The sequence below is a fragment of the Treponema sp. Marseille-Q4523 genome, from assembly GCF_016901105.1.
GTDB lineage: Bacteria > Spirochaetota > Spirochaetia > Treponematales > Treponemataceae > Treponema_D.
Map to the genome: position 1 here is coordinate 1 of NZ_JAFEVM010000002.1, position 20558 is coordinate 20558.

Sequence of the window (20558 nt, forward strand, 5' to 3'; positions counted from 1 at the left end):
CGATAGAGGCGTATCATTCCGGGGGAAATCCTGAAATTCAAGATATTTCATATTTTAATAAAGAAAAATTTATAAAAATCGGAAAACTGGAAAAGTTTCCGATTGCGTTAATTCAAACGATACCGTTTAATTTTAATAAAATTGATATTTCCGATACGTTCCTTGATACCAAATACGGGATAACAAAATTAGGATATGATATCTTACGGTATAAATATACTTGGATAGAAGAATGGGGTATGCCCGTACTTGAAGAGTACGTAAAAAATCACCCTGAATATACTGTGGAAGAACTTAAGAAAATGAAATTGTATAATAAAAGATGATATTATAAAAGAAAATATTATCTATAAGTATCTTTTCGTGCTTCAATATCCACTATAAATACGATAACCGTATCTTCCGATATTTTATAGAACAGACGATAATCCCCTATTCTGAAACGATATAGGTCTTTGTAATTATCTTTGAGCTTTTTAATATTTGAGCCGAAATAGGGATTTTCACGTAATATCGGATATACATATTCCGTAATCTTTTTGTATAAAGATTTATATTTTACAGATTTTATCTTTTTCTCAAACGTTTCGGTTTCCGCTATTCGATACTTAGTCAATTATTCGATACCTTCCGGCTGAAATATCGGATAAACCTTTTTTAATATCTTTCTCACACTTGAGTATTTCATTCATTTCCATATCATCGACAACCGCCTCATTCATAGTGTAATTGAGCGTTGCATATTCCAGATAATTTGAGATTGTTCTTTTCTGCCCTGCAGCAGCCAGTTTGAAAATATTATATGTACTGTCATCTATACGAACGGTAATTGTCTTTGCCATTTTACCCTCTGCTTCAAATATATTCATTTATATTCAAAATGTCAATCGGTTATTACGGTCGTTACCATTTTTATTGACACATTTCAATAGCTTGTTTTCAAAAATCATGCTATCATGGTTTCGTGGGTACAAATAAAATATCGATTCGCTTTTTCAATAATAAGGAAGTGCGTGCCGTCTGGGATGAGGAAAATTCCAAATGGTGGTTCAGCGTACTTGATATTGTCGGAGTTTTGAACGAACAGAGCGAATATGAAAAGAACCGTAACTACTGGAAATATTTGAAAGCAAAGCTGAAAAAAGAACATAATCAACTGGGTAGCGTCACTACCCAGTTCAAATTGACTGCGCCCGACGGAAAAAAACGTCTTTCAAATGTTATGGACTATAATCAGGTAATTGAACTTGCAAAAAACTTTCCCAATAACAAATCCGCCCCCTTCATTCAGTGGTTTACCTACAGCGATGAAACGATCGACGGCAAAAGCAAAACAAAAGCCTATGCCCTTTTTGAAAGCTCGCTTTTCGACAGTATAGAAATCGGAACGATAAACGGACTCAAGCAAATTCACGCATACCTGTTCGGCGGTCTTTACGAGTTTGCAGGAAAAATACGGACAGTGAATATTTCAAAAGGCGGATTCAAATTTGCCGCTGCGGAATTCCTTCCGCAAACTTTGGACGGGATAGAAAAAATGAGCGATTCAACATTCGAACAGATTGCCGACAAATATATCGAAATGAATATCGCACATCCGTTTCGCGAAGGCAACGGAAGGACGACAAGGATCTGGCTCGATTTGATGTTAAAACGCGCGCTAAAAAAATGCGTCGACTGGAGTAAAATCAATAAAAAAGAATATTTGGAAGCTATGGCTGAAAGTATAACCGATTCAAGCAAAATAAAGTTTTTATTGCAAAACGCTCTGACCGATAAAATCGCTGACAGGGAAATGTTTATGAAAGGCATCGACTATTCATATTATTATGAAGAGGCGGAGTAAACGATGCGATTCCGTTTTTATAAGTCGGTAATCGACTACTCGGAGATATCGATGAATGATGCGTCTTGCAGTTTTATTCGCAACTCTCGACATTCGGCCTAAACGAAATCCGTACCTACCCTCACCCGCTCACCCGTCACGGGATTTGTAAACTCAAGGGCGACGCATTCGAACTCGAGCGCTTCGCCTCCGAAGCCTGCGTTATACAGTTCGTCTCCGACGACGGGAAGTCCGTTCCACGCAAGATGGCAGCGCACTTGATGGCGGAAACCCTTTGCGATCGAACACTGCGCAATGATGCCCTCCGCTGTCCGCTCGGCGATTTTTATATGCGTCGTATAAAGCGCGCTTCCTTTTTTTTTCAACGCCGCCGCGTTCGAATCTTCGGTAACGGGTCTCACGCTTTTTCTCCCTTTTCCGTATGCGCGAAAATAAGACGATGCGGAAAACTCATCTTCTTCTTTCAACGGACGCACCGAAACGGGTTTCGGAAATCCGCCAAGCCTTGCCGCATTCCCCTCGTCGTCGCTGCAAAGCGCGCGGTATGTCTTTATAAAATCGCCTTTTTTTTGCGCTTCGAAAAAAAACGCATACGCTTCATCCGTCGCCGCGATGAGTAAAAGTCCCGATGCCTGCGTGTCGAGCCGGTGAATCAAACCGTATTCGCACGGCTTTTTGCCTTTGACCTTTTGCAGTTCGGGAAAGAGGGTTGCGGCAAGCGTTAGGGCGCAGTTTTTTTCTCCTTCGAAAAGCGGAGCGGATGCCGTGCCGCGCGGTTTTTTGATTATTAAAAAAGGCGAATCCTTCGACGCTTCGCGGATCACGTCGATCCGTGAGATCGGCATGTCATCTCTTTTTCTTTGCATGATTTTTTCCCCACACGGGCACTTCTTTCGGATAGTTTTTTTTGAGAAAAGAAAGCGTCGTTCGAAAGCGATCGGGAACGGCCGAGCGGAATGTCGAAAACTTTTTTTTACCCGGCAAGCGTATCGTCAATTTTTTTGCGTGGAGCATGAGGCGAGCTTCGGGAAAAACATCGTCTTTTTTTCCGTAAACCGTATCTCCCAAAATCGGACAGCCGATGTATTTCATGTGTACCCGTATTTGATGCGTGCGCCCCGTTTTGAGACGCAGGCGCATAAGCGAATAGTTTCCGTAAGAGGCGATGCAGCGGTAAATCGTCCGTGCGCTCTTTCCGTCTTCCGTCTGCGTTGCGGCTTTAAAACGCTTTCTGTTTTTCGGATCGCGGATGATCTGCGTTTTGATGTCGCCTGCGAGAGCGGGCGGCCTTCCCTTTACGATCGCGATGTATTCTTTTTGTACGAAGCGGCGGGCGAACTGCTGTCCGAGCCACTCTTCGGCGTCCCTGTTTTTTGCCGTAATGATGAGTCCCGATGTATCTTTGTCGAGCCGATGTACGATGCCGGGTCTCCTCGAAGACGCGGTGAGAGACGGGGGCGTATCTTTTATGCGGGAAATCGAAGATCTGCCCCAACGGTATAAGAGCGCGTTTACGAGCGTACCCGTCCAATTGCCCGCCGCCGGGTGCGTTACCATACCCTGCGCTTTATCGACGACGGCGACGTTTTCGTCTTCATACAGTACGCTGAGCGCGATATTTTCCGGTGTTATGTTGTCGGGAACATTATCGTCCCATTGCACGTCGATGATATCGAGCGCTTTTACGGCGGCCGAAAGTTTTTGCGTTTTGCCGTTTACGAGGATTTCGATCGCGCAGGATTTCAATTTCGAGCGGTTCATGCCGCCGGGAAGAGAGGCGATGTATTTGTCGAGCCGGAGGCTGCCCTGGAAATCGGCGGGAACTTGTACGCTGAAAGACGGCACCGCTAGTCTCCGCTTTGCCTTTCGAGCGCAAGCTCAGAAGATGCCTCTCGCCCTTCCGCCTCGCTTACAGGTTTTTCATCGGGCGGCGTATTCAATTGTGCCGCATCCGATTTTCCGCCCGCATCGTTTTCCGCGTCCGCACCTTCCTGCGACGCTTTTTGTTCTTCACTATCGGAATTCGCGGCATCGCTCCGAGTTCCGCCGGGCGGTGCCTCTCTCGGCGGCATATCGATGCGGACGGCATCTTCGTCTTCGGCTATCGGCGTGACGACGATGGGCGCTTTTTCTTTCCGCTCCAGTTTTTTCTTTGCGGTCTTCCGTCTGATCACCGAAACGAGGAGGTCGGTAAGTCCGATGCCGACGCTGATGCCCGCCGATGTGAGCAAAATACCCGCCTGTTCTGCCGTCGAATAACCGTTGCTCGCCGACGCTTTTGCAAAGGGATTCGGAAAATACTCGGAATCGAAGCCGTGCTGCGCATAGCGTGCGGACGAATACACGATCGTCGACGTAAGCGTCACAAAGGGGAGCGCACCGAACGAAATGATTTCCGCCCTCCGCAAATCTTTCATAAATTGAGGAAACTCATCGTCCGTATACGGGACAGGCGTCGTATCTTTCGCTTCTTTCGCACGGCAAGGAAAAGCGATGACGCACAATAAAAGCAGGACTGCGCATTTTCTCACGCAAAGCCTCATAACGCCGCCGTCTCCCGCTCGCCGAAAATAGCCGTTCCGATGCGCACTTCGGTAGAACCCTCTTCGATCGCGATTTTATAATCCGCCGACATTCCCATCGAAAGAGTTGTAAGATCGAAAGCGGGAAACTCTTTTTGCAGCTTTTCCGAAGCATCGCGGAGCGAAACGAAGGACTTCCTCACGGCAATTTCGTCGTCGGTAAAAGGCGCCATCGTCATAAAACCCTTCGGTACGATATGCGGCGCATTTCCTTCGGCACAATAGCGAAGCGCTTCGTACATATTTTCGTATGAAAGAAAGCCTGCCTTCGACGCTTCGCCCGTGTGGTATTCCAATAAAATATCGATCGATTTATCAATCTTCGCGCACTGTTTTTCGAGTTCTTCGATAATGCCGAGCCTGTCGACCGATTCTATGCAAGAGGCGATCCGCACCGCGCGGGCGGCTTTGTTTTTTTGCAGCGTTCCGATGATGTGCAGTTCGGCCGACGGAAAGTCTTCATAAATTTTATTAAATTTTTCGTATGCTTCCTGAACGCGGTTTTCGCCGAATGCGCTCTGTCCCGCTCCGATCGCCGCAATGACGGAAGACGCCGGATGAAATTTACTTACGGCGAGGAGCTTTACGCTTCCCTCTTTTCTTCCGGCTCTCCGTTCGGCGTTCCGCACCGATTCGACGACTCGTTTGAGATTCTCCGCTATCCGTTCCGTATCCATAACCGCCTTCTTTTTATCGCACTTCACGCAAGTATAGCGCTATTGAGCGCATCGGACAACCGCAAAAGTTCTGCAAGAGACAGCGTCTCCGCCCTGAGCGAAGGATCGAGAGCTGCAAGCGTAAGCGCACGCTCGGCTCTTTCTGCGCTTCCGGTAAAGGCCGTTAAATTATTTCGGATATTTTTTCTGCGCGATGAAAAAAGAGCGCGCTGCATCTTTATAAAAAGAGACGGATTTTCACACGCGGGAAAATCGCTTTTTTTCGTCATAACGACGGCGCGCGAGGCGACGTGCGGCTTCGGCCAAAAATTTCCGGAAGCCAAATCGGAAAGCCCTTTGACGTCGTACGCCCACTGACACAGTACCGAAAACGACGATCGCTCGTCCCCTCCTTCTTTTGCCGTCATCCGATCGGCGACTTCCTTTTGTACCGTAACGACAGCCTTGTCGAATCTTGCGCCGCGCTCTATCGTGTCGGCGATGAGGGATGCCGCAATCGAATACGGGAGATTACCGAAAAATCTGTCCGGCAGTCCCGAATCCTCATACGCGCTTTTCCACGTTTTTACGACATCGCCCGAAACGATTCTCAGCGCGCCTTCTTCGATTTCCGCCTTAAAAAAATCTGAAAGCAGTTTTATAAATCCCTTGTCGATTTCGAACGCCGTAACACGGGCACCCTCATCGAGCAAAAGCTTTGTCATGCAACCGAGTCCCGGCCCTATTTCCCACACGCGCATTCCCCGCTCTATTTCGAGAGCACGGACGATCCGCTCACGCGCCTGTGCGTTTACGAGAAAATTTTGTCCGAATTTTTTTTGCATCGAAAAGCCGTTCGCATCGAGGAGAGCTTTGAGAGCTGCCGGTGAATTGTAGTCAGGGATCGTCATACGCAAAAGTCATAGTAGCCCGAACGGCGATTTTTGTAAATCCTGCATAACAAGGCAAGTACGCCGGAAATATATTTTCTCAAAATAGCGCGTACTGTAAAAAAACGGCTGCACTCCCGTCAGCAGCCCTGCCGTTCACCGCGGCAGACCGTGATCGGAATCGGACTGCGCAAACTTTTTTCACAAAAAGTTTGCTTGCCATCGGTCTGAGCGGCTCGGCGGCAGTTCTGCTGCCTCGCGTTCCGCCTTCTTTATTTTAGCACACGCTTCTTTTCTGTCTATACATTTCCGGCGCACTTGCCCTGCTCAAACCGTGTACACCTCACTACTGTATTTTACAAAGTTCCGACACGACATCCGTACCCGTTACGCGATGTGCACGTACGGAGCGCGTGCGAAAAAAAGCACGAGAAGTTTTATAAGTCCGTAGATCGCGTTCATCACTGCTCCCGCAAGGGGCGCAAAAAACGGCAGGGCAAGCGAAAGCGCAATGCAGACGATGCCCGCATAGACAAACACGGTTACAAGGGGCGAAACGAGTGCCGTCGCGACGATGCCGACGGGCATAAAGGTTCCGAAAAGCGAAAGCGTCACCGGAGCGGTGAGCGTCTGTGCGCCGAGGGATGCGGAAAGAGGTGTGGAAAATTTTTCAGGCAGAGCGCGGATCAAAAAAGCGTTCAGCGTTTCCGAAAAAAGTAAAATGCCTAAAAGCGCACCGTACGAAAGCATAAAAGCCGCACTCAAAATGTGGGCGGGCGCGATCAGGACGTGCAGGATAAAGGCCGCGCACAAAATCAAAACCGTATCCGCTCCTGCGATGCCGCACACGGAACACAAAAGGAGCAGCACGCTGCATAAAAACGCGCGCAAAAGAGAAGGCGAAAAACCTGCAAACCACACGAAAAGCGATACGGCGCAGAATTGAAAAATATACGATTTCGTTTTTCCGAAAATCTTCATACCCGCAAAAAGCGCGATGCCCGACACGAGCGATAAATGCATGCCCGAAAGCGCAAGGATGTGCGAAAGCCCGGCATTGCGAAACGCGTCCGAAACCGCAGAGTCGGTGTATTCACGGGAACCCGAAAGGAGGGCGAGCAAAAGCCCTCCCGCCCCGCCCCACGCGTACATGAGACGGCGGAACTGAAGTCGGGAAAGAGCTCGGAGGCGCGCAAGTTTTCCCGAAATCGATTGTCCCCAGCCTAAACTTTTAGCCTTTGAAACGAAAAAAACGCCGCCCTTGCCCGCTCTTCCCGAAAGAAAAAGCCGTGCGCCGCTTTCACACAGGACGGCTCCCTTTCCGTAAGAAGCCGAATAGAGTTTTCCCGGAAAATACGCTTCGACCGTTTTTTCATCGATAAACACTGCGACGCGGCCTCTAGCGGAACTTTTTACGCCGGCTTTCGATACGACGAAGTCTGGCGCAAATTCGATCGAATACGCACCGCTCTTTTGCGATTTTACGGGATTTGAAACGACAGTACCGTGCATCGAAACGATATCGAGTGTCGGAACGAGGGATGCGAACGCGTGACGGTTTTTAACGGGAACGATGCCGCCGTACGCCAAAACGGATGAGATAATCGCCGCACAAAAAAGAGGATGTTTGAGTCTTTTTCCTATCACCATTTAAGCCTCGCGAGCGCGTCGCGGGCTGCGGCAATCACCGGTTCGGGATAGTTGACATAAGTCACGTACAAAAGCGTGTCGAACGACGATTTATTGCCGATCCTGCCGAGCGCGCCGATAAGAGCGAGCGCAATCGTGTCGGACACCTTTGCGCCGCTTTCGGTTTGTCTGTTCAACGCTGCGAGATGGGACGCAAGGCGGGATGAAGCGTCGACCGGCGCTATGTCAGCGACGGCGTTTATCGTTTTGACAAATTCGCCGTCGGTCATAACGCCCGCGCTGTATTCGCGCTCGGCGAGATCGAAAAACGAAAGCACTGCCGGAGCCGAACGCGTCCACTTGTTTTTTACGATAACGTCGAGCGCATCGACTTGCAGGCCTACCGTTTCCCTCGTTATCGACGAAGCGTTGTTCGCTATATATATCGTCTCCGACAGCACATTTTCGGCGATTTCCGATTTAAAAGCTGCGGATATTTTTTCGTTTTTGATGAGCACATCGAACAGCGGCCGTATGTCGCTTTTGACGTTTCCTTCGCGGATGACGGCGATCACTTGCGGAAGCGATTTGTCGGACAGGAGCGCTATCGCATCGTCGATGTCTTTACCGTATTGCGGCCACTTTTGCTGTCGGCGGGACGCAAAGAGTACGGAAAACGAACGGCTGTCTCCGATTTCGCCCAGTGTACGCACGGCCGCTTTTACGACGCCGTTTTCACCGGCAGCGCCTTGAGCGTTTGCGAGGTAGTCGTTTAAAAGAGCGACACAGGGTTCGGGAGGAAGCGAATCGCGGAGAGCGAGTATTTTATTGAGGAGGGCGATGCGCACCGTATCGCTCGAAAAAAGCGAAAAGAGTTTTACGAATTTTTCTGAAAGCGCTTCCCGCCCCCCGTAATCGAGCGAAGCGACCGAATTTGCCGGGAGCGCAAGCACGCCCGCAAGCGCAAGTCCGTCCAAATCGCGGTCGTTTCCGAGCAGCGCTTTGTGTTCGAGCGCAAAATCGATCGCTTCTTTTGAGAGAAACGCAGCGTCATCTCCCGAACTTTCGCGCACCGCCGCCGTTTTATCGGCGATATTGCCTTTGACAAATCGTATGCGAAGCGGAGCGGAAGAAGCAAAAGAGGAAGCGCACAAAAGCGCAATAATCGTCCTTATAAAACATCTGTTCATTTTCACCTCGTTAATATAAAACAACCGCGTCCCCTCAGCCGTTACCGAGTACACTGCCGATCAATGCATCCGTTGTGTCGGGTATCTTCGTATCGGCCAGTTCATAGGCAAACGCCGCATCCGATTCCGCTGACCCTTCCGCCTTTTCCGCATCGTCCCGCATCTCCGCTCCGTGCTCCGCATCTTCGAGATTTTCCGCAACAGAAAAAAGCTCGTATGTTCTACGCTCTTCGGGCGACATGATATTATACACGAAACTCAAAATTTGGTTTTTCATCCGGGGTTCGACGTGCACACATTCGAAGTGAAGGCGCGACTGGTCGATAGCGCTGTTGTATTCGACCGTGCGTACGACGCCGAACATGATTATCAATTTTCCTTCGATCGTAAATTGCAGTTTCAACTGAATATTCGGTACGCCTTTGCCGCCGATCCGCACCATAGCTCCCGATTCGGAAATATCTTCGATGAGGCAGCGGTACCCCGGCTGCGTTTCGACTATATTGTAATCGATCACTTTATTTTTAATAATAAAAAGACTCGCATACATATTGCACTTTGTGCGTACCGCATGCCGCTTTTGCGTGCGCAGCAGTTTTTCCGTGTGCTTGAGATACAGCACCGCTTTGCCGAAAAATACGCCGCTTCCGATCACAGTCGTATCGAAAATATAGCGCGCATCGCCGGTGCGCCAGAGGTACACGCTTATCGATTTTCCGACCCAATCTTTGCTTTCGACGGGCATCTGTCCGTTTTGCGTCGGAAAACTTATCGTCAGCTCGCGCGCGTTGTTGACGATCTTCGCCGCAAACACGCCCCTTCCCGCAAGCACGATCCTCAGGCGCAGTCCGCTTTCGAGCGAATGCGTCGAAGTCAGTCCGCGTTTTTGGGACGCTTCCGCTTCGATGTGTGTGCGGTATGCGTAGAGCTTTGCGAGCAGATGCTGCATGCCCGGATCGTTCGCTCTCTCCGCATTCGATCTGATTTCGGAGATACAGCGCGAAAGAGCAGGCTTTGACCAAAACAGCGAGTGCGGATCGTCAAGACCGCACACGGCGGCTGTCCGCCACAAGAGGTCTATTTCCGAAAGCGAAAAACGGGAATCGAAACCGGTCAAAAAAAATTTTATTTTTTTCCGATACATTTGCGCGAACGTCAGAGCAACGATAATGGCCGCAAGAACGGCGATGACTTTTAGGATATACACAATGGCCTCAATATTATATAATTGATTTTATTGTATCACAAATCGGCAGCTTTTCATAGTGTACGTATAGGAATATGGAAATATCTGAAAATCTGCGGCGGAACGCCGTCTTTGCCGCATCCCTATGCCTCTTTGTCATCCCGCCGCTCTTTCCAGGCTCTGCTCCGGCGCGGGCATTTTCCTCGTGGACATTTCCGATTAAACCGCTGTGCTATGCGGCGCTCGCATTTGCGCTCGTACGTTTTTCCTTTCCCCCTTCGGCCGAACGCTCAAAAGCCGATGCATTCCGTTTCGTGCAGACCGGCTGGGCCATCGCTTCGTTCGGTTCGCTGTGCGTCATCGCTTCAGTCGTTGAACTTGCCGTCCGCTTTTCGGGCGGAAAAGCAAACCTGCACCCCTCGCTTCCGTCATCGATTGCCGAAACGTTTTTTTGTATTGCCAATTTTGCGTGCGCTTCGTTTTACGAAGAAGCGATCTACCGTCTCTATCTCCCCGAAATGCTCGGAGCGGTTTTAAAAGACGTTTTTTTAAAAAGCAAAAATAACGATGCGGAAACGAAAAAAGAAATCGCTGCGAGCGAAGAAGCCGTACATAAAAATCCGGTGCGGGAAAAAAGCGCGGAACCCGCCGCACACGAAAGCGCGGTTCGAAAAGAGAACGCTGAAAGTGCCTCCGGTGAAAACATCGCCGGTAAAAACACGGCGCGGAAAAAACGCGCTGAAACGGCCGTCCGGATTTCCGAAATGCTCTCCGTCGCCGCCTTTGCGCTCTCGCACCGCTATCTCGGACTACCGTCGGTCGTGAACGCTTTTTTTGCGGGCATCATGCTCCGCATCTGCTGCAAAAAAAGCGGTACGCTGTGGACGAATACGGCTGCGCATTTTGCGTACAATATGCTCTCTCTCGTCCTCTTTGCGCATATGCACTGACGTATTGCCCGAAAGCCTTATTCGGCATAGAATACGCGGCCTGCCCTTCGAGGCGGCATCTCGCGATCGGCTGCAGGCACACCCAACACGCAGTGGCCGATCCCTTCGAACTCGCCTTCAATACCGAGCTCTTTTAAGATCGCTTTACCTTCATCGCTTTCGAATTCTTCTTTCGCGCGGTGGATCCAACAGCTTCCGATTTTGAGCGCATGTGCGGCGAGCATCATATTCCCGATGACGAGGCTCCCGTCGTAAACGCGGTTCGGCCAGCTTTTGTCGGCAAGCACGATGAGTAGGACGGGCGCTCCGTAAAACGGATCGAAGCCTTCGTCCCAGCCGCCGACTTTGCGGTTCATATCCGACAATCGGTCGCGGAGTTTTTTATTTGTCACGGCGACGATGATCGGCACCTGTTTTCCCTGCGCGCTCGCGGCATAAAGTCCCGCTTCAATGACGCGATCGATGATCTCCTTCGACACGGCATCGCTTTTAAAGCTCTTTGTGCTTCGCCGCGCTTTTATCGCATCGATGATTTCGTTCATAGTACCTCCATATTCTATCGATATTAATTCTCCGCACGAGTAAAAAAGCGAAACCGCTGCCTTCGGAAGCGTTGGGGTTATGCGTCGACTTCGAGCCGTATCGGACAGTGATCGGAACCTGTAACGTCGCTCAAAATCTCGCTCGACTTTACGCGCGGTGCAAAGCTTTCGTTTACGCACTGATAATCGATTCTCCATCCGATATTTTTTTCCCTCGCGTGAAAACGGTAACTCCACCACGTATACCGTTCGGGTTCCGTACAAAACATTCGGAACGTATCCCTATAGCCGCTTGATGTAAATTCGTCCATCCACGCCCGCTCTTCGGGAAGATAGCCCGCATTGCCTTCGTTCGCTTTAGGGTTTGCCAAGTCGATCGGTTTATGCGCGATATTGTAGTCGCCGCACAGCACGACGTCGAAACCTTTTTTGACGAGCGTATCGAGATAGTTTAAAATCGAAGCGCAAAAGCCGAGCTTGTATTCGAGCCGTTTGCCGCCGTCTTGACTGTTCGGAAAATACGCGCTTATGACGACGAGTTTTCCGAAATATGCGCTCACGACCCTTCCTTCCGCATCGTAGGCGGCATCTCCGAGGTATTCGACTTTGTCGAGCGTTTTTTTCGTATAGATCGCCGTGCCGCTGTAGCCCGCCTTTTGTGCCGATGCGAAAAAGGATGTGTAGGTGTCGGGCTGCAAAAGAGCGGACGAAAGCTGTTCGGGTTTGGCTTTCGTTTCCTGAATGCACACGATATCGGCTTTGCAGGAGGCGAGCCAGTCGACAAATCCTTTTTTTTCAACGGCGCGGATACCGTTTACGTTCCACGAAATGATGTTCATACTTTCCCTATATCGCCATGTTCATGACCGTCCGCACTTCGTCGAGCGTTTTTTCCGCGACGGCGCGTGCACTTCGTATGCCGTCGGTGAGGACGCTTTTGATATACGCTTCGTCCTTTTCGAGTTTTTTCCGCTCGGTGCGGAGCGGGCGGAGTTTTTCGTTGAGGCTTTCGGCGAGCAGGCTTTTAAGCATTTTTCCGCCGCCGTCTCCGATACGCTCGGCAATCGATTCGGGAGCTTCGTCCGTGCACAGCGAAATGAGCTGTAAAAGGTTCGCCACTTCGGGACGATTTACCGGATCGTAGGTGATCCGCCGATCGCCGTCGGTTTTCGCTTTTTGTATCAAAGCCGCCGTTTCGTCTTCGCTCGCGCACAGCATGATCGCGTTGCCGCGGCTTTTGCTCATCTTTTGGCTGCCGTCAAGCCCTTTGATATTCGGCGTTTTCGAAAGGAGCGCATAGGGTTCGGGAAACACGGGAGCCTCTTTTGCAAAGCGGTCGTTGAAGCGCCGCGCGATCGTGCGCGTCATTTCGAGGTGCGGAAGCTGATCCTTTCCGACGGGAACGACGTTCGCTTTACAAAAGAGGATATCGCATGCCTGATGGACGGGATACGTGTACATGCCGGCGTTTACGTTTTTTATACCGGCGGACTGTATTTCCTCTTTGACGGTCGGATTCCGCATAAGCTCCGCGTTCGACACGAGCGTCAAAAACGGCAGCATGAGCTGATTGCATTCGGGTACGTAGCTGTGCGGATAGATGACGACGTCTTTTCCCGGTTTGATCCCCGCCGCAAGATAATCGATGACGAGCTGTTTCGTATTTTGGCTGATTTCGCGGAAAGCGTCGTGATCCGTGAGCACTTGATAATCGGCGATCAGCACCATAGTCGGAACGCCGAGATTTTGCAGGCGCACGCGGTTTTGCAGCGAGCCGAAATAGTGCCCGATGTGCAGCCTTCCCGTCGGACGGTCGCCCGTGAGTACGCGGTATTTTTTCGGATTCAGTTGAATATCTTTTTCGATTTCCCGGCTTTTGGCGAGAGAAGCTTCGTAAGTGCCGCTCTCGTCGGCATACTGTATTTCATCGCGTTCGTTCATTGCTTGAATATAGCACATCGCGCGGATGTAAGCTATACTGTCGTCGGTTATGGATTTTACGGATTTTGCTGCGGGAAGCGACGACGGCGGAAGACGGGTCGACAGAGTGCTCCGCCGCTTTTTGCACGGTGCGAATCTTTCTTCCGTGTACGGCGCCCTCCGCAAAGGGCTCATCCTCGTCAACGCTCGACGCGTAAAACCCGATGCGCGCATCGAAAGCGGAGATGTCATATCGATCGCATCGTTTTTGCTGCAAAACGAAAACTCCTCCGGCAGCGAAAAATACGGCACCGATATCGAAAAAGATTCACACGAACACGTACCCACTTTATCCGGCGATAAAAATACTTCGGACAGCGAAAATAACCCGATCGAAAATCAGCGAGAGAACAAAGCAGCCCCCCTGCCCTACACCGTCATTTTTGCAAACGAACATTTTCTCGTCATCGACAAACCGTACGGTGTAGCGGTTCAAGGAAAAAATTCGATTGCCGAAAAAATTGCCGCTTATTACGCGGCATCCGTACCGAAAGAAAAACGATCGCTCTCTTTTGTCGCAGGCCCTCTCCACCGCCTCGACAGAAATACGACGGGCATCCTCTTTTTTTCGTGGAGTCTTGAAGGGGCGGCGTGGTTTTCAAGAGAGCTTAAAGCGCATCGCATACGAAAAAAATATATCGCGCTCATCCATGGCACCATGGAAAGCGAATGCGTGTGGGAAGATTTTATTAAAAAAAACGATGAGCCGAAAGCGCTCTTTTATACCGTACGCGTCGTGTCCGGCAGTACGACCGGTGCGGGCGACGTGCAAAGCCTCACAAGCGGAGCGGACAGAACGCGGGATTGTAATGCGGCCGGCGCTTCCGTTTTGGCAAATGACGCCTGCGCCGCAATGCACGGCGCAAAACGCGCGATCACAAAAGCGAAACCGCTTTGCCGCGCATCGTACAAGGGACGAAGCGTAACGCTCACCGAATACGAAATCGAAACGGGGCGTATGCATCAAATCCGCGCCCAGTCCGCTTTTCACGGTTTTCCGCTTTTGGGCGATACGGCGTACGGAGGAAGCCGCATCGACGAAGCCCGAACTTTTTTTCTTCACGCGTACGAAGTGCGCATCGGCGAAAATCCCGTCGGTCTTCCGCCCGTCATCACCTCGTCGTTGCCGCACGCTTTCGAATCGTTCAATGATAAAATATTGCCGAATTGGCGGAAGTCCTTTATACTGTAGATAAGGATGTAAGGCAAAGCAGTGCGGATATTTCGTAATGTCGTAAGCGAATTGATTCAGCCGTTTAAACCGGATACCGTATACGCGCTCGTCGGCGGAAGCGGCACCGGCAAAAGCTATAAGGCAAAGCTCGTCGCCGCGCGTTTCGGGCTTCGCGCCATTATTGACGACGGTCTGCTCATCCAAGCCGATAAAATTCTTGCGGGGCATTCGGCAAAAAGCGAACAGTCGTTTTTGGGTGCCGTCCGCGTTGCACTTTTCGACGACAAAGAGCACCGCGACGAAATAGCGAGAAAAATCAAACGCTATCACATCAGGCGCATCCTCATACTCGGCACGTCCGAAAAAATGGTCATGCGCATCGCATCCCGATTGCAACTGCCCCCGCCGTCGAAGATAATCCGCATCGAAGACATTTCGACCGAAGACGAAATCGCGCTCGCCGTAAAGTCGCGCCAAATCGAGGGCAAGCACGTTATCCCCGTCGCGGCGGCGGAAGTGCGGAAGCTCGATCCGAAAATATTTTCAGGCGGCATCCGCTTCCGCTTTCACCGCCTCAATCCCCTCTCGCTTCTTCGCAAGGATAATAAAGTCGTCGAAAAATCGATCGTCCAGCCGGAATTTTCAAAGCAAAACCGTCTGCACGTTTCCGAAGCCGCGATCGTACGGCTCACCGTTTCATGCATCGCAGGCCTTGACGGAGCCATCATCGTCAAAAAAATTTCGATCGCGGCGGACAGCCGCGGCTACAAACTCACGATCACGATCGACATCCCTTCGGACGCCCAGTCCGCGCCGGAGCTTCCGCTTACAAAGCGCGTCGACGGACTGCAAAAATCGATCATCGACGCCGTCGAAAGCACGACCGGCACTTTTATCGAAGAAGCAAATATCATCATCGACAAAGTAACCGAACGCGTTCCCGGGTAAGGCTGTCGGAAATTTGTTTTATAAAAAAATTAATAATTTTTCGATTTTACCTTTGACATTTTCGGACAGCACTTTTTTGCCATCCCGCCTTCCGCGGCTCGCTCACGCTCGGCCGCTTCGCTCGCTCTTCTCGCTCCAGTGGCCGCCTTCGGCGCCGCTCCACGCGGGCGTAAGCGGTATTTTCATTTTCAGTTTTATTAATTAATCAAAAAACGGGATCTTATTGATCGTCTGTATATTCGATCGATTTTCGCCGCTTTTTTGAAGAGCGGACTGCAACGCCGAGCGTCTGCAGTACCGAGCGTACGGCGAATTCGAGCTCCGTTCGCTGAGGATTCATCGGAAGCACGTACTTTCTGCATTCGCTCCACGTCCGTATGTACAGCTCTCCGGAAGGCGTGCGAAGGGCGACTTCTTTTTTCCAATCGGTAAGCGTTTCGATAAAATCCTGCACAATAAAAACGAGCTTCCTTCCGAGCCGCACATCGCCGTCCGATGCGCTCAATTCATCGAGCGCTTGCAAATGCTTCATATAGGCGCTTTCAAACTCTTTGCTTTCGTACATGCGAGAAGTTGCCGCGGGCTGCAAGTACATATACAAGTCGGTTTCGAGCGCTTCGCGCACGATATCGTACGCGCGCCCGCTGTTGATGATTTTCAAAAGCTCTTCGGTCAGGCGGGACGCCGACACCGTTTCGAGGAGATGTGCGCTCTTTCGGATTTTGCATTTCAGCGAAAAAGGCATGCGCGCTCCCGTCGTCGCCGAATACTTTACCGCGCGCAGCATGCGCACCGGATCTTCGACGAATATGCGGTCGAGCGCGATGACCGGACGGAGCACATGCTTTTTGATATCGCGCACGCCGCCGACGTAATCGACGACCTGCTCTTTTACGGGATCGTAGTACAGCGCATTGAGCGTAAAATCGCGCCGCCTCACGTCTTCGTCCATAGAACCGAATTCGTTTCCGACCGAACCGTCGGCGGTCGAGCGGAACGTGCTTACTTCAAAGATTTTCGGACCGAATACGACGTGCACGAGCCGAAAACGGCGCCCGATGATGCGCGCGTTTCTGAAGATTTTTTTGATACGCGACGGCGTCGCATCGGTGACGATGTCGAAATCTTTCGGAACGTTTCCGACGATCAGATCGCGCACCGCCCCTCCGACGATGTACGCGCTGAAACCCGCGCCGCGCAGCCGCTCGATTATCCTGAGCGCGTCGGCGTCGATTTTATCTTTTGAAATACCGTGTTCAAGTTTTGTGTAGATGAGAGCCTTTTTGACGGGTTTGCCCCGTTCGTCCGTTCCATAGCGAATAAGCACAATAAATTAATAATAAGGAATGAGTCCGTCCGCGTCAATACATCGTGTCCGCTTTGATACGGAAATTTTGAAAAAATCGCTCAAGACGAGTTTTGCGATGTTTTTGCAAAACCGTGAGGATTTGCAAAAACTCGAGGTTTATCCCCGACACGGAAGCCGGGAATAAACAATTACTCATTAAATTACGGCAGTGCCACGAACGGCTTTTTAAAGTCCTTCCATATCGATGTACCTTCATATGCGCTGACCGAGGCGGCGGGCACTTTTAATGTTACGCCGGCTAAGACCACGTTCTTAAAAGCATTGCTTTCCAGAGCAGGCGGAGTTACCGCCTTACAGGTAACGCTTTGCAGTGCCGTACAGTCCTCGCAGAACAACCAGCCCGGTGTAGTAAGGCTTGCAGGCAGTTCAAGCGTTTTTAGCGCCGAGCAGCCGTCAAGGAACTGGTAGCTTAATTCGGTAACGCCTTCGGGAATCTTGACATCTTCAACCTTGCTGAAGGCAAGGAAGTAGCCCCCTATGGAAGTAAGCGTCGAAGGAATGCTCACCGTTTGTAAATTCAGGCAATAATGCAAAGCGAAATCTTCTACCGTTGTAAGGCCGTCCGGCAAAATAAGGGAAGTAAGATTGTTACTGTCGGTAAAAGAGCTATTGCCCAATACTTTGACGGAAGCAGGCACCGTATAAGAGCCTGCCTTACCGGTCGGATAGCGGATCAGCTTTGTTTTATGCTTATCGAATAAAACCCCGCCTTCTACGCTTAAAAAGTTACTCTGACCGCTTAACGCAAAAGCTTCTAACATCCCCCAACCGCCGAAGTCGCTTATACATTGTTCGCTTAAACCGGTGAGGGTGTATGTAATACCCGAATATTCGGGCTTTACATTGACGGTATAGACAATATAGTTGCCAGCATTGTTTCCCCGCTTTGTCATTATTACATGCTTTTGTTCCTTGTCGACTACTTTATACTCTGCACCGTCTGAGAGCGTAAAATTATCGGGAATCTCTACGGAAGACACAAAGGATACCTGTATCTCCGCCGCCTTTGTTACGGTGTGCTCGTAGGTGTTTGTGATATTGCCTTCAACGGTCGTGCCGTTTTCCGTCCATTTTTCCACCTTGTAGTCCGTTGCAGGAGACGCCGTAAAGACGAGTACGGTGTTTTCGGCAACCGCAGTGCCGGAAGTAAAGGCTGCCCCGTCCGCCTTGTATGTTGCGCTTACGCTTCCGTTCGGCGGTGTGCCGTCTACGCCAAAGATTACGGTATATGTGGTAGGAGGCTTTAACTTAAAGCTCACGGCAACCGTTACCGGCTCGGTTATTTTTACCATCGCCGTACTGCTTCCCGCCTGTCCGCCTGCAAGGAGCTGCCCGCCCGTAATCGTCCACGCGTCCACCGTGTAGATTGCTGAATTAGGAGAGGCGGTAAAGACGATAGTCGTGTTCTCATTTACCATACCGCCTGCAGGAAGGGCAGGTTCGGCACTTATGCTTCCGTTTGCACCGGCACTCATCGTTACCTTGTGCTTCGGAGTAAGCGTTTGCACTTTAAAGCTCACCTTTACGGTAAGATCGGCTTGAAGATTTACCTTCGCCGTGTTGTTTCCCGCAGTTCCCGTACCCGCTTCAAACGCCATTCCCGCGCCGAATATCTGCCACTCTTTTACCTCGTAGCCCGCAGCCGGAAAGGCCGTAAAGGTTACCGTTTTGCCCTTTTCGACATTTATGGGGCTTGCCTCCGTTTCCGTAACTCCGTCCGCCTTCGCTTTAAGCGTACCGTTTGCGCCTTCCACACTGAAATTCACGGCGTACTGCGGAAGCGGCGTACTGTTGCTTTCAAAGCTCACCTTAACCTCGGCCGCCTTGGTTACAGTAAATGAATAGGAACTGTTTGTGCCGTTTACGGGGTTGCCGTCGAGCGTCCAGCCCTTTACATGAAAGCCCGAATCAGGTGTTGCCGTAAAGACAATCGTTTTACCCTGTTCCACCTTATCGCCCGAATTGATTTCCGCCCCGCCGACTGTCGCTTTAAGCGTACCGTTTCCGCCGTCCACGCTGAATGTTATGGCGTATTTAGTCGGCGGTGTGGGCGGAGTGCCGCCTCCCGAATCGCTGCCGTTCGAGCAGCCTGTAAAAACGAGCGATGCGGCAAAAAGCAAAGCGCCCGCTGCGATCGAGACGCTTTTTAAAAGGGCTTTACCGAATACCCCCCCCCCCTCCTATACAAACGTACGGGGGTCATCTTGTTTACAGTCATCATAAACCTCCTCTGAAAACTTTTGCAGGATGCACGTCTTCCGATGTCGAACACTTCCGCTATTCTATGATTATTATAACATATTTCATCGCTTTTCACAACTTTTATTAATTATTTATCGAGGACACGTGATATTTTCGTTTTATTAATTATTGTTTTCAGAGCGGGCACGCCGAATCGGAGATGTGACGAATTACTGCCGCGCGGGACGGCTCTGTTTACAACTGTTCGATTTCCGCTTCGGTGAGGCCGGTCGCTTGCATTATCTTTTGTGCCGAGTCGCCCAATTGCTTTAATATGCGTGCCGTTTCGAGCTTCGCTTGATATGAACCCTCGGAAATGCCTTCTGAAAAACCTTTCGCTTCGCCTTCTTGTAACGCTTCCTCCCGCTGCACGGCGATGTCCACATCGTAATCGTATTCGGCAATCAACATATTCATTCCTACTCATTCTGAAAGATTTTCAACTTCTTCAGCAGAAAGACCTGTCATCGTGCAGATTTCGGCAATCGGATAGCTGTGCGTTCGCATGAGCTTTGCCGTTTCAAGCGCTTTTTGATATGCGCCTTCGGAAATGCCTTCCTGCAGAGCGATTTCTCTTTCTTCTTCCCGTTGTACGGCTATGTCCACATCGTAATCGTATTCGGCAATTAACATATTCATCACCTCCCGGCTTTTTCGCTGCAGATACTCCCGCAAGATGTCGTTTTGTATGCACTCTTTGATCGCATTTTGGAAGCCGTTTTCACTGTCAAGTTTCGTGTGTTTCCGTACGGCTTCTACGAACAACGTGTATTCTTTCAGCGGTTTACACGTATGTAAGATTTCACTCCCCTTATTATAATTGATATTCGTCACGCTGACAACGACTTCGAGCGCAGGTTTTTCGGGTATCGGCATAAAGGCATCGGAAAGTCGGAGCGTTGTATTTTCAGGATAATCCTCTTCGCCGTTGTAGAACACGTAGAACTCCGGCGTAGGAATCTTTTTCAGCCTGCGGAGATAACGGTCGCGCGGGTTTTCGATGCGCTCATAGAGGCGCGCGGCATACTGCAAAAATCGCAACGGCATATTGGCGTTGATTGTAGATTGATGTTCTACGAGAGCGATGATTTTACCGTCTATGAGATACGCGAGGTCATTGCGGAAAGCCATATACATCACCTGTTCGAGCCTGAGCGGCTCGAGCTCGACAGATACGTCGAGGTGAGTGTCGTGGAGCGCATTGTAGAGGGCAAGGAAGTTCACTTTTGCGTTTTTATCTTCGCCGAAGAAGTCGACGAAGACCGAATCTTTATACCGACGATTGTGTTTTGGCATGAAATACCTCCGTATATATATCGCGGAAATATTGCGATTTCGGAGGTTTTTCAAAAGCATCGTTCAAATTCGATCACGA

Annotated in this window: 22 protein-coding genes; 5 read left to right on the forward strand and 17 right to left on the reverse strand. The window is 50.3% G+C overall.

Translation table 11 applies throughout. The annotated features are described in order from the left end of the window. A partial coding sequence (locus JSQ97_RS00630) for a hypothetical protein (RefSeq protein ID WP_205074257.1) occupies window positions 1-326 on the forward strand: 326 nt, incomplete at its 5' end. Between the two features lie 17 nt (window positions 327-343). Here the strand turns inward: JSQ97_RS00630 and JSQ97_RS00635 are convergent. Continuing rightward, window positions 344-616, reverse strand: a complete 273-nt coding sequence (locus JSQ97_RS00635; protein WP_205074258.1) for a type II toxin-antitoxin system RelE family toxin — start codon at window positions 614-616, stop codon at window positions 344-346. Continuing rightward, window positions 609-842: a CopG family transcriptional regulator gene (locus tag JSQ97_RS00640; protein ID WP_205074259.1), complete on the reverse strand. Its 234-nt coding sequence runs from the start codon at window positions 840-842 to the stop codon at window positions 609-611. Before JSQ97_RS00640 ends, JSQ97_RS00635 begins: the two co-directional genes overlap by 8 nt. A gap of 122 nt (window positions 843-964) precedes the next feature. Here JSQ97_RS00640 and fic point away from each other — a divergent pair, with 122 nt between their 5' ends. After that, complete coding sequence (fic, locus tag JSQ97_RS00645; RefSeq protein WP_205074260.1) at window positions 965-1846, forward strand: protein adenylyltransferase Fic; 882 nt, start codon at window positions 965-967, stop codon at window positions 1844-1846. Window positions 1847-1944: 98 nt separating this feature from the next. Here fic and JSQ97_RS00650 read toward each other — a convergent pair whose 3' ends face one another. From JSQ97_RS00650 to JSQ97_RS13100, 8 genes are all read right to left on the reverse strand, one after another. Next, window positions 1945-2691 carry a pseudouridine synthase family protein gene (locus JSQ97_RS00650; RefSeq protein WP_205074262.1) on the reverse strand — a complete coding sequence of 249 codons (747 nt, stop codon included), beginning with the start codon at window positions 2689-2691 and terminating at the stop codon, window positions 1945-1947. Between the two features lies 1 nt (window position 2692). After that, window positions 2693-3691, reverse strand: a complete 999-nt coding sequence (locus JSQ97_RS00655; protein WP_205074263.1) for an RluA family pseudouridine synthase — start codon at window positions 3689-3691, stop codon at window positions 2693-2695. 2 nt (window positions 3692-3693) lie between these two features. Then, window positions 3694-4377: a hypothetical protein gene (locus JSQ97_RS00660; RefSeq protein ID WP_205074264.1), complete on the reverse strand. Its 684-nt coding sequence runs from the start codon at window positions 4375-4377 to the stop codon at window positions 3694-3696. A gap of 8 nt (window positions 4378-4385) precedes the next feature. Beyond that, window positions 4386-5105 (reverse strand): YggS family pyridoxal phosphate-dependent enzyme, encoded by a 720-nt coding sequence (locus JSQ97_RS00665; protein ID WP_205074267.1) that lies wholly within the window; start codon window positions 5103-5105, stop codon window positions 4386-4388. Window positions 5106-5128: 23 nt separating this feature from the next. After that, entirely contained in the window at window positions 5129-5995 is an 867-nt protein-coding gene (gene rsmA, locus JSQ97_RS00670; RefSeq protein WP_205074268.1) for a 16S rRNA (adenine(1518)-N(6)/adenine(1519)-N(6))-dimethyltransferase RsmA, read from the reverse strand. Between the two features lie 366 nt (window positions 5996-6361). Next, the gene (locus JSQ97_RS00675; RefSeq protein WP_205074269.1) at window positions 6362-7624 is read right to left on the reverse strand and encodes a ComEC/Rec2 family competence protein; all 1263 of its coding nucleotides are present in this window, start codon (window positions 7622-7624) and stop codon (window positions 6362-6364) included. Further along, window positions 7618-8793 (reverse strand): hypothetical protein, encoded by a 1176-nt coding sequence (locus JSQ97_RS00680; RefSeq protein ID WP_205074270.1) that lies wholly within the window; start codon window positions 8791-8793, stop codon window positions 7618-7620. Before JSQ97_RS00680 ends, JSQ97_RS00675 begins: the two co-directional genes overlap by 7 nt. A gap of 34 nt (window positions 8794-8827) precedes the next feature. Further along, a complete protein-coding gene (locus JSQ97_RS13100; RefSeq protein WP_205074271.1) occupies window positions 8828-10000 on the reverse strand; it encodes a flagellar brake protein in 1173 nt (390 codons plus the stop codon). Window positions 10001-10074: 74 nt separating this feature from the next. Here JSQ97_RS13100 and JSQ97_RS00690 point away from each other — a divergent pair, with 74 nt between their 5' ends. Further along, window positions 10075-10929 carry a CPBP family intramembrane glutamic endopeptidase gene (locus JSQ97_RS00690; RefSeq protein ID WP_205074272.1) on the forward strand — a complete coding sequence of 285 codons (855 nt, stop codon included), beginning with the start codon at window positions 10075-10077 and terminating at the stop codon, window positions 10927-10929. A 17-nt stretch (window positions 10930-10946) separates the two neighbouring features. Here the strand turns inward: JSQ97_RS00690 and JSQ97_RS00695 are convergent, their stop codons facing one another. The 3 genes from JSQ97_RS00695 to trpS all read right to left on the reverse strand — a co-directional run bounded on the left by JSQ97_RS00695 (window position 10947) and on the right by trpS (window position 13412). Next, entirely contained in the window at window positions 10947-11471 is a 525-nt protein-coding gene (locus JSQ97_RS00695; RefSeq protein ID WP_205074273.1) for a nitroreductase, read from the reverse strand. Window positions 11472-11548: 77 nt separating this feature from the next. Next, on the reverse strand, window positions 11549-12310 hold the full coding sequence (locus JSQ97_RS00700; protein ID WP_205074274.1) for an exodeoxyribonuclease III: 762 nt from the start codon (window positions 12308-12310) through the stop codon (window positions 11549-11551). 7 nt (window positions 12311-12317) lie between these two features. Beyond that, window positions 12318-13412: a tryptophan--tRNA ligase gene (trpS, locus tag JSQ97_RS00705; protein WP_205074275.1), complete on the reverse strand. Its 1095-nt coding sequence runs from the start codon at window positions 13410-13412 to the stop codon at window positions 12318-12320. A gap of 49 nt (window positions 13413-13461) precedes the next feature. On the opposite strand from trpS, the gene JSQ97_RS00710 reads away from it, so the two are divergent. Beyond that, entirely contained in the window at window positions 13462-14643 is a 1182-nt protein-coding gene (locus JSQ97_RS00710) for an RluA family pseudouridine synthase (RefSeq protein ID WP_205074276.1), read from the forward strand. Window positions 14644-14664: 21 nt separating this feature from the next. Further along, window positions 14665-15573, forward strand: coding sequence for a hypothetical protein (locus JSQ97_RS00715; RefSeq protein WP_205074277.1), 909 nt, complete (start codon window positions 14665-14667; stop codon window positions 15571-15573). 220 nt (window positions 15574-15793) lie between these two features. On the opposite strand, the gene pcnB is transcribed toward JSQ97_RS00715, so the two are convergent. From pcnB to JSQ97_RS00735, 4 genes are all read right to left on the reverse strand, one after another. Next, complete coding sequence (gene pcnB / locus JSQ97_RS00720) at window positions 15794-16900, reverse strand: polynucleotide adenylyltransferase PcnB (protein WP_205074278.1); 1107 nt, start codon at window positions 16898-16900, stop codon at window positions 15794-15796. 182 nt (window positions 16901-17082) lie between these two features. Continuing rightward, a complete protein-coding gene (locus tag JSQ97_RS00725; RefSeq protein WP_239446810.1) occupies window positions 17083-19062 on the reverse strand; it encodes an InlB B-repeat-containing protein in 1980 nt (659 codons plus the stop codon). 316 nt (window positions 19063-19378) lie between these two features. Next, window positions 19379-19600: a hypothetical protein gene (locus JSQ97_RS00730; protein ID WP_239446811.1), complete on the reverse strand. Its 222-nt coding sequence runs from the start codon at window positions 19598-19600 to the stop codon at window positions 19379-19381. A gap of 6 nt (window positions 19601-19606) precedes the next feature. Beyond that, complete coding sequence (locus JSQ97_RS00735) at window positions 19607-20479, reverse strand: Rpn family recombination-promoting nuclease/putative transposase (RefSeq protein ID WP_205074279.1); 873 nt, start codon at window positions 20477-20479, stop codon at window positions 19607-19609. Window positions 20480-20558 lie beyond the last annotated feature (79 nt).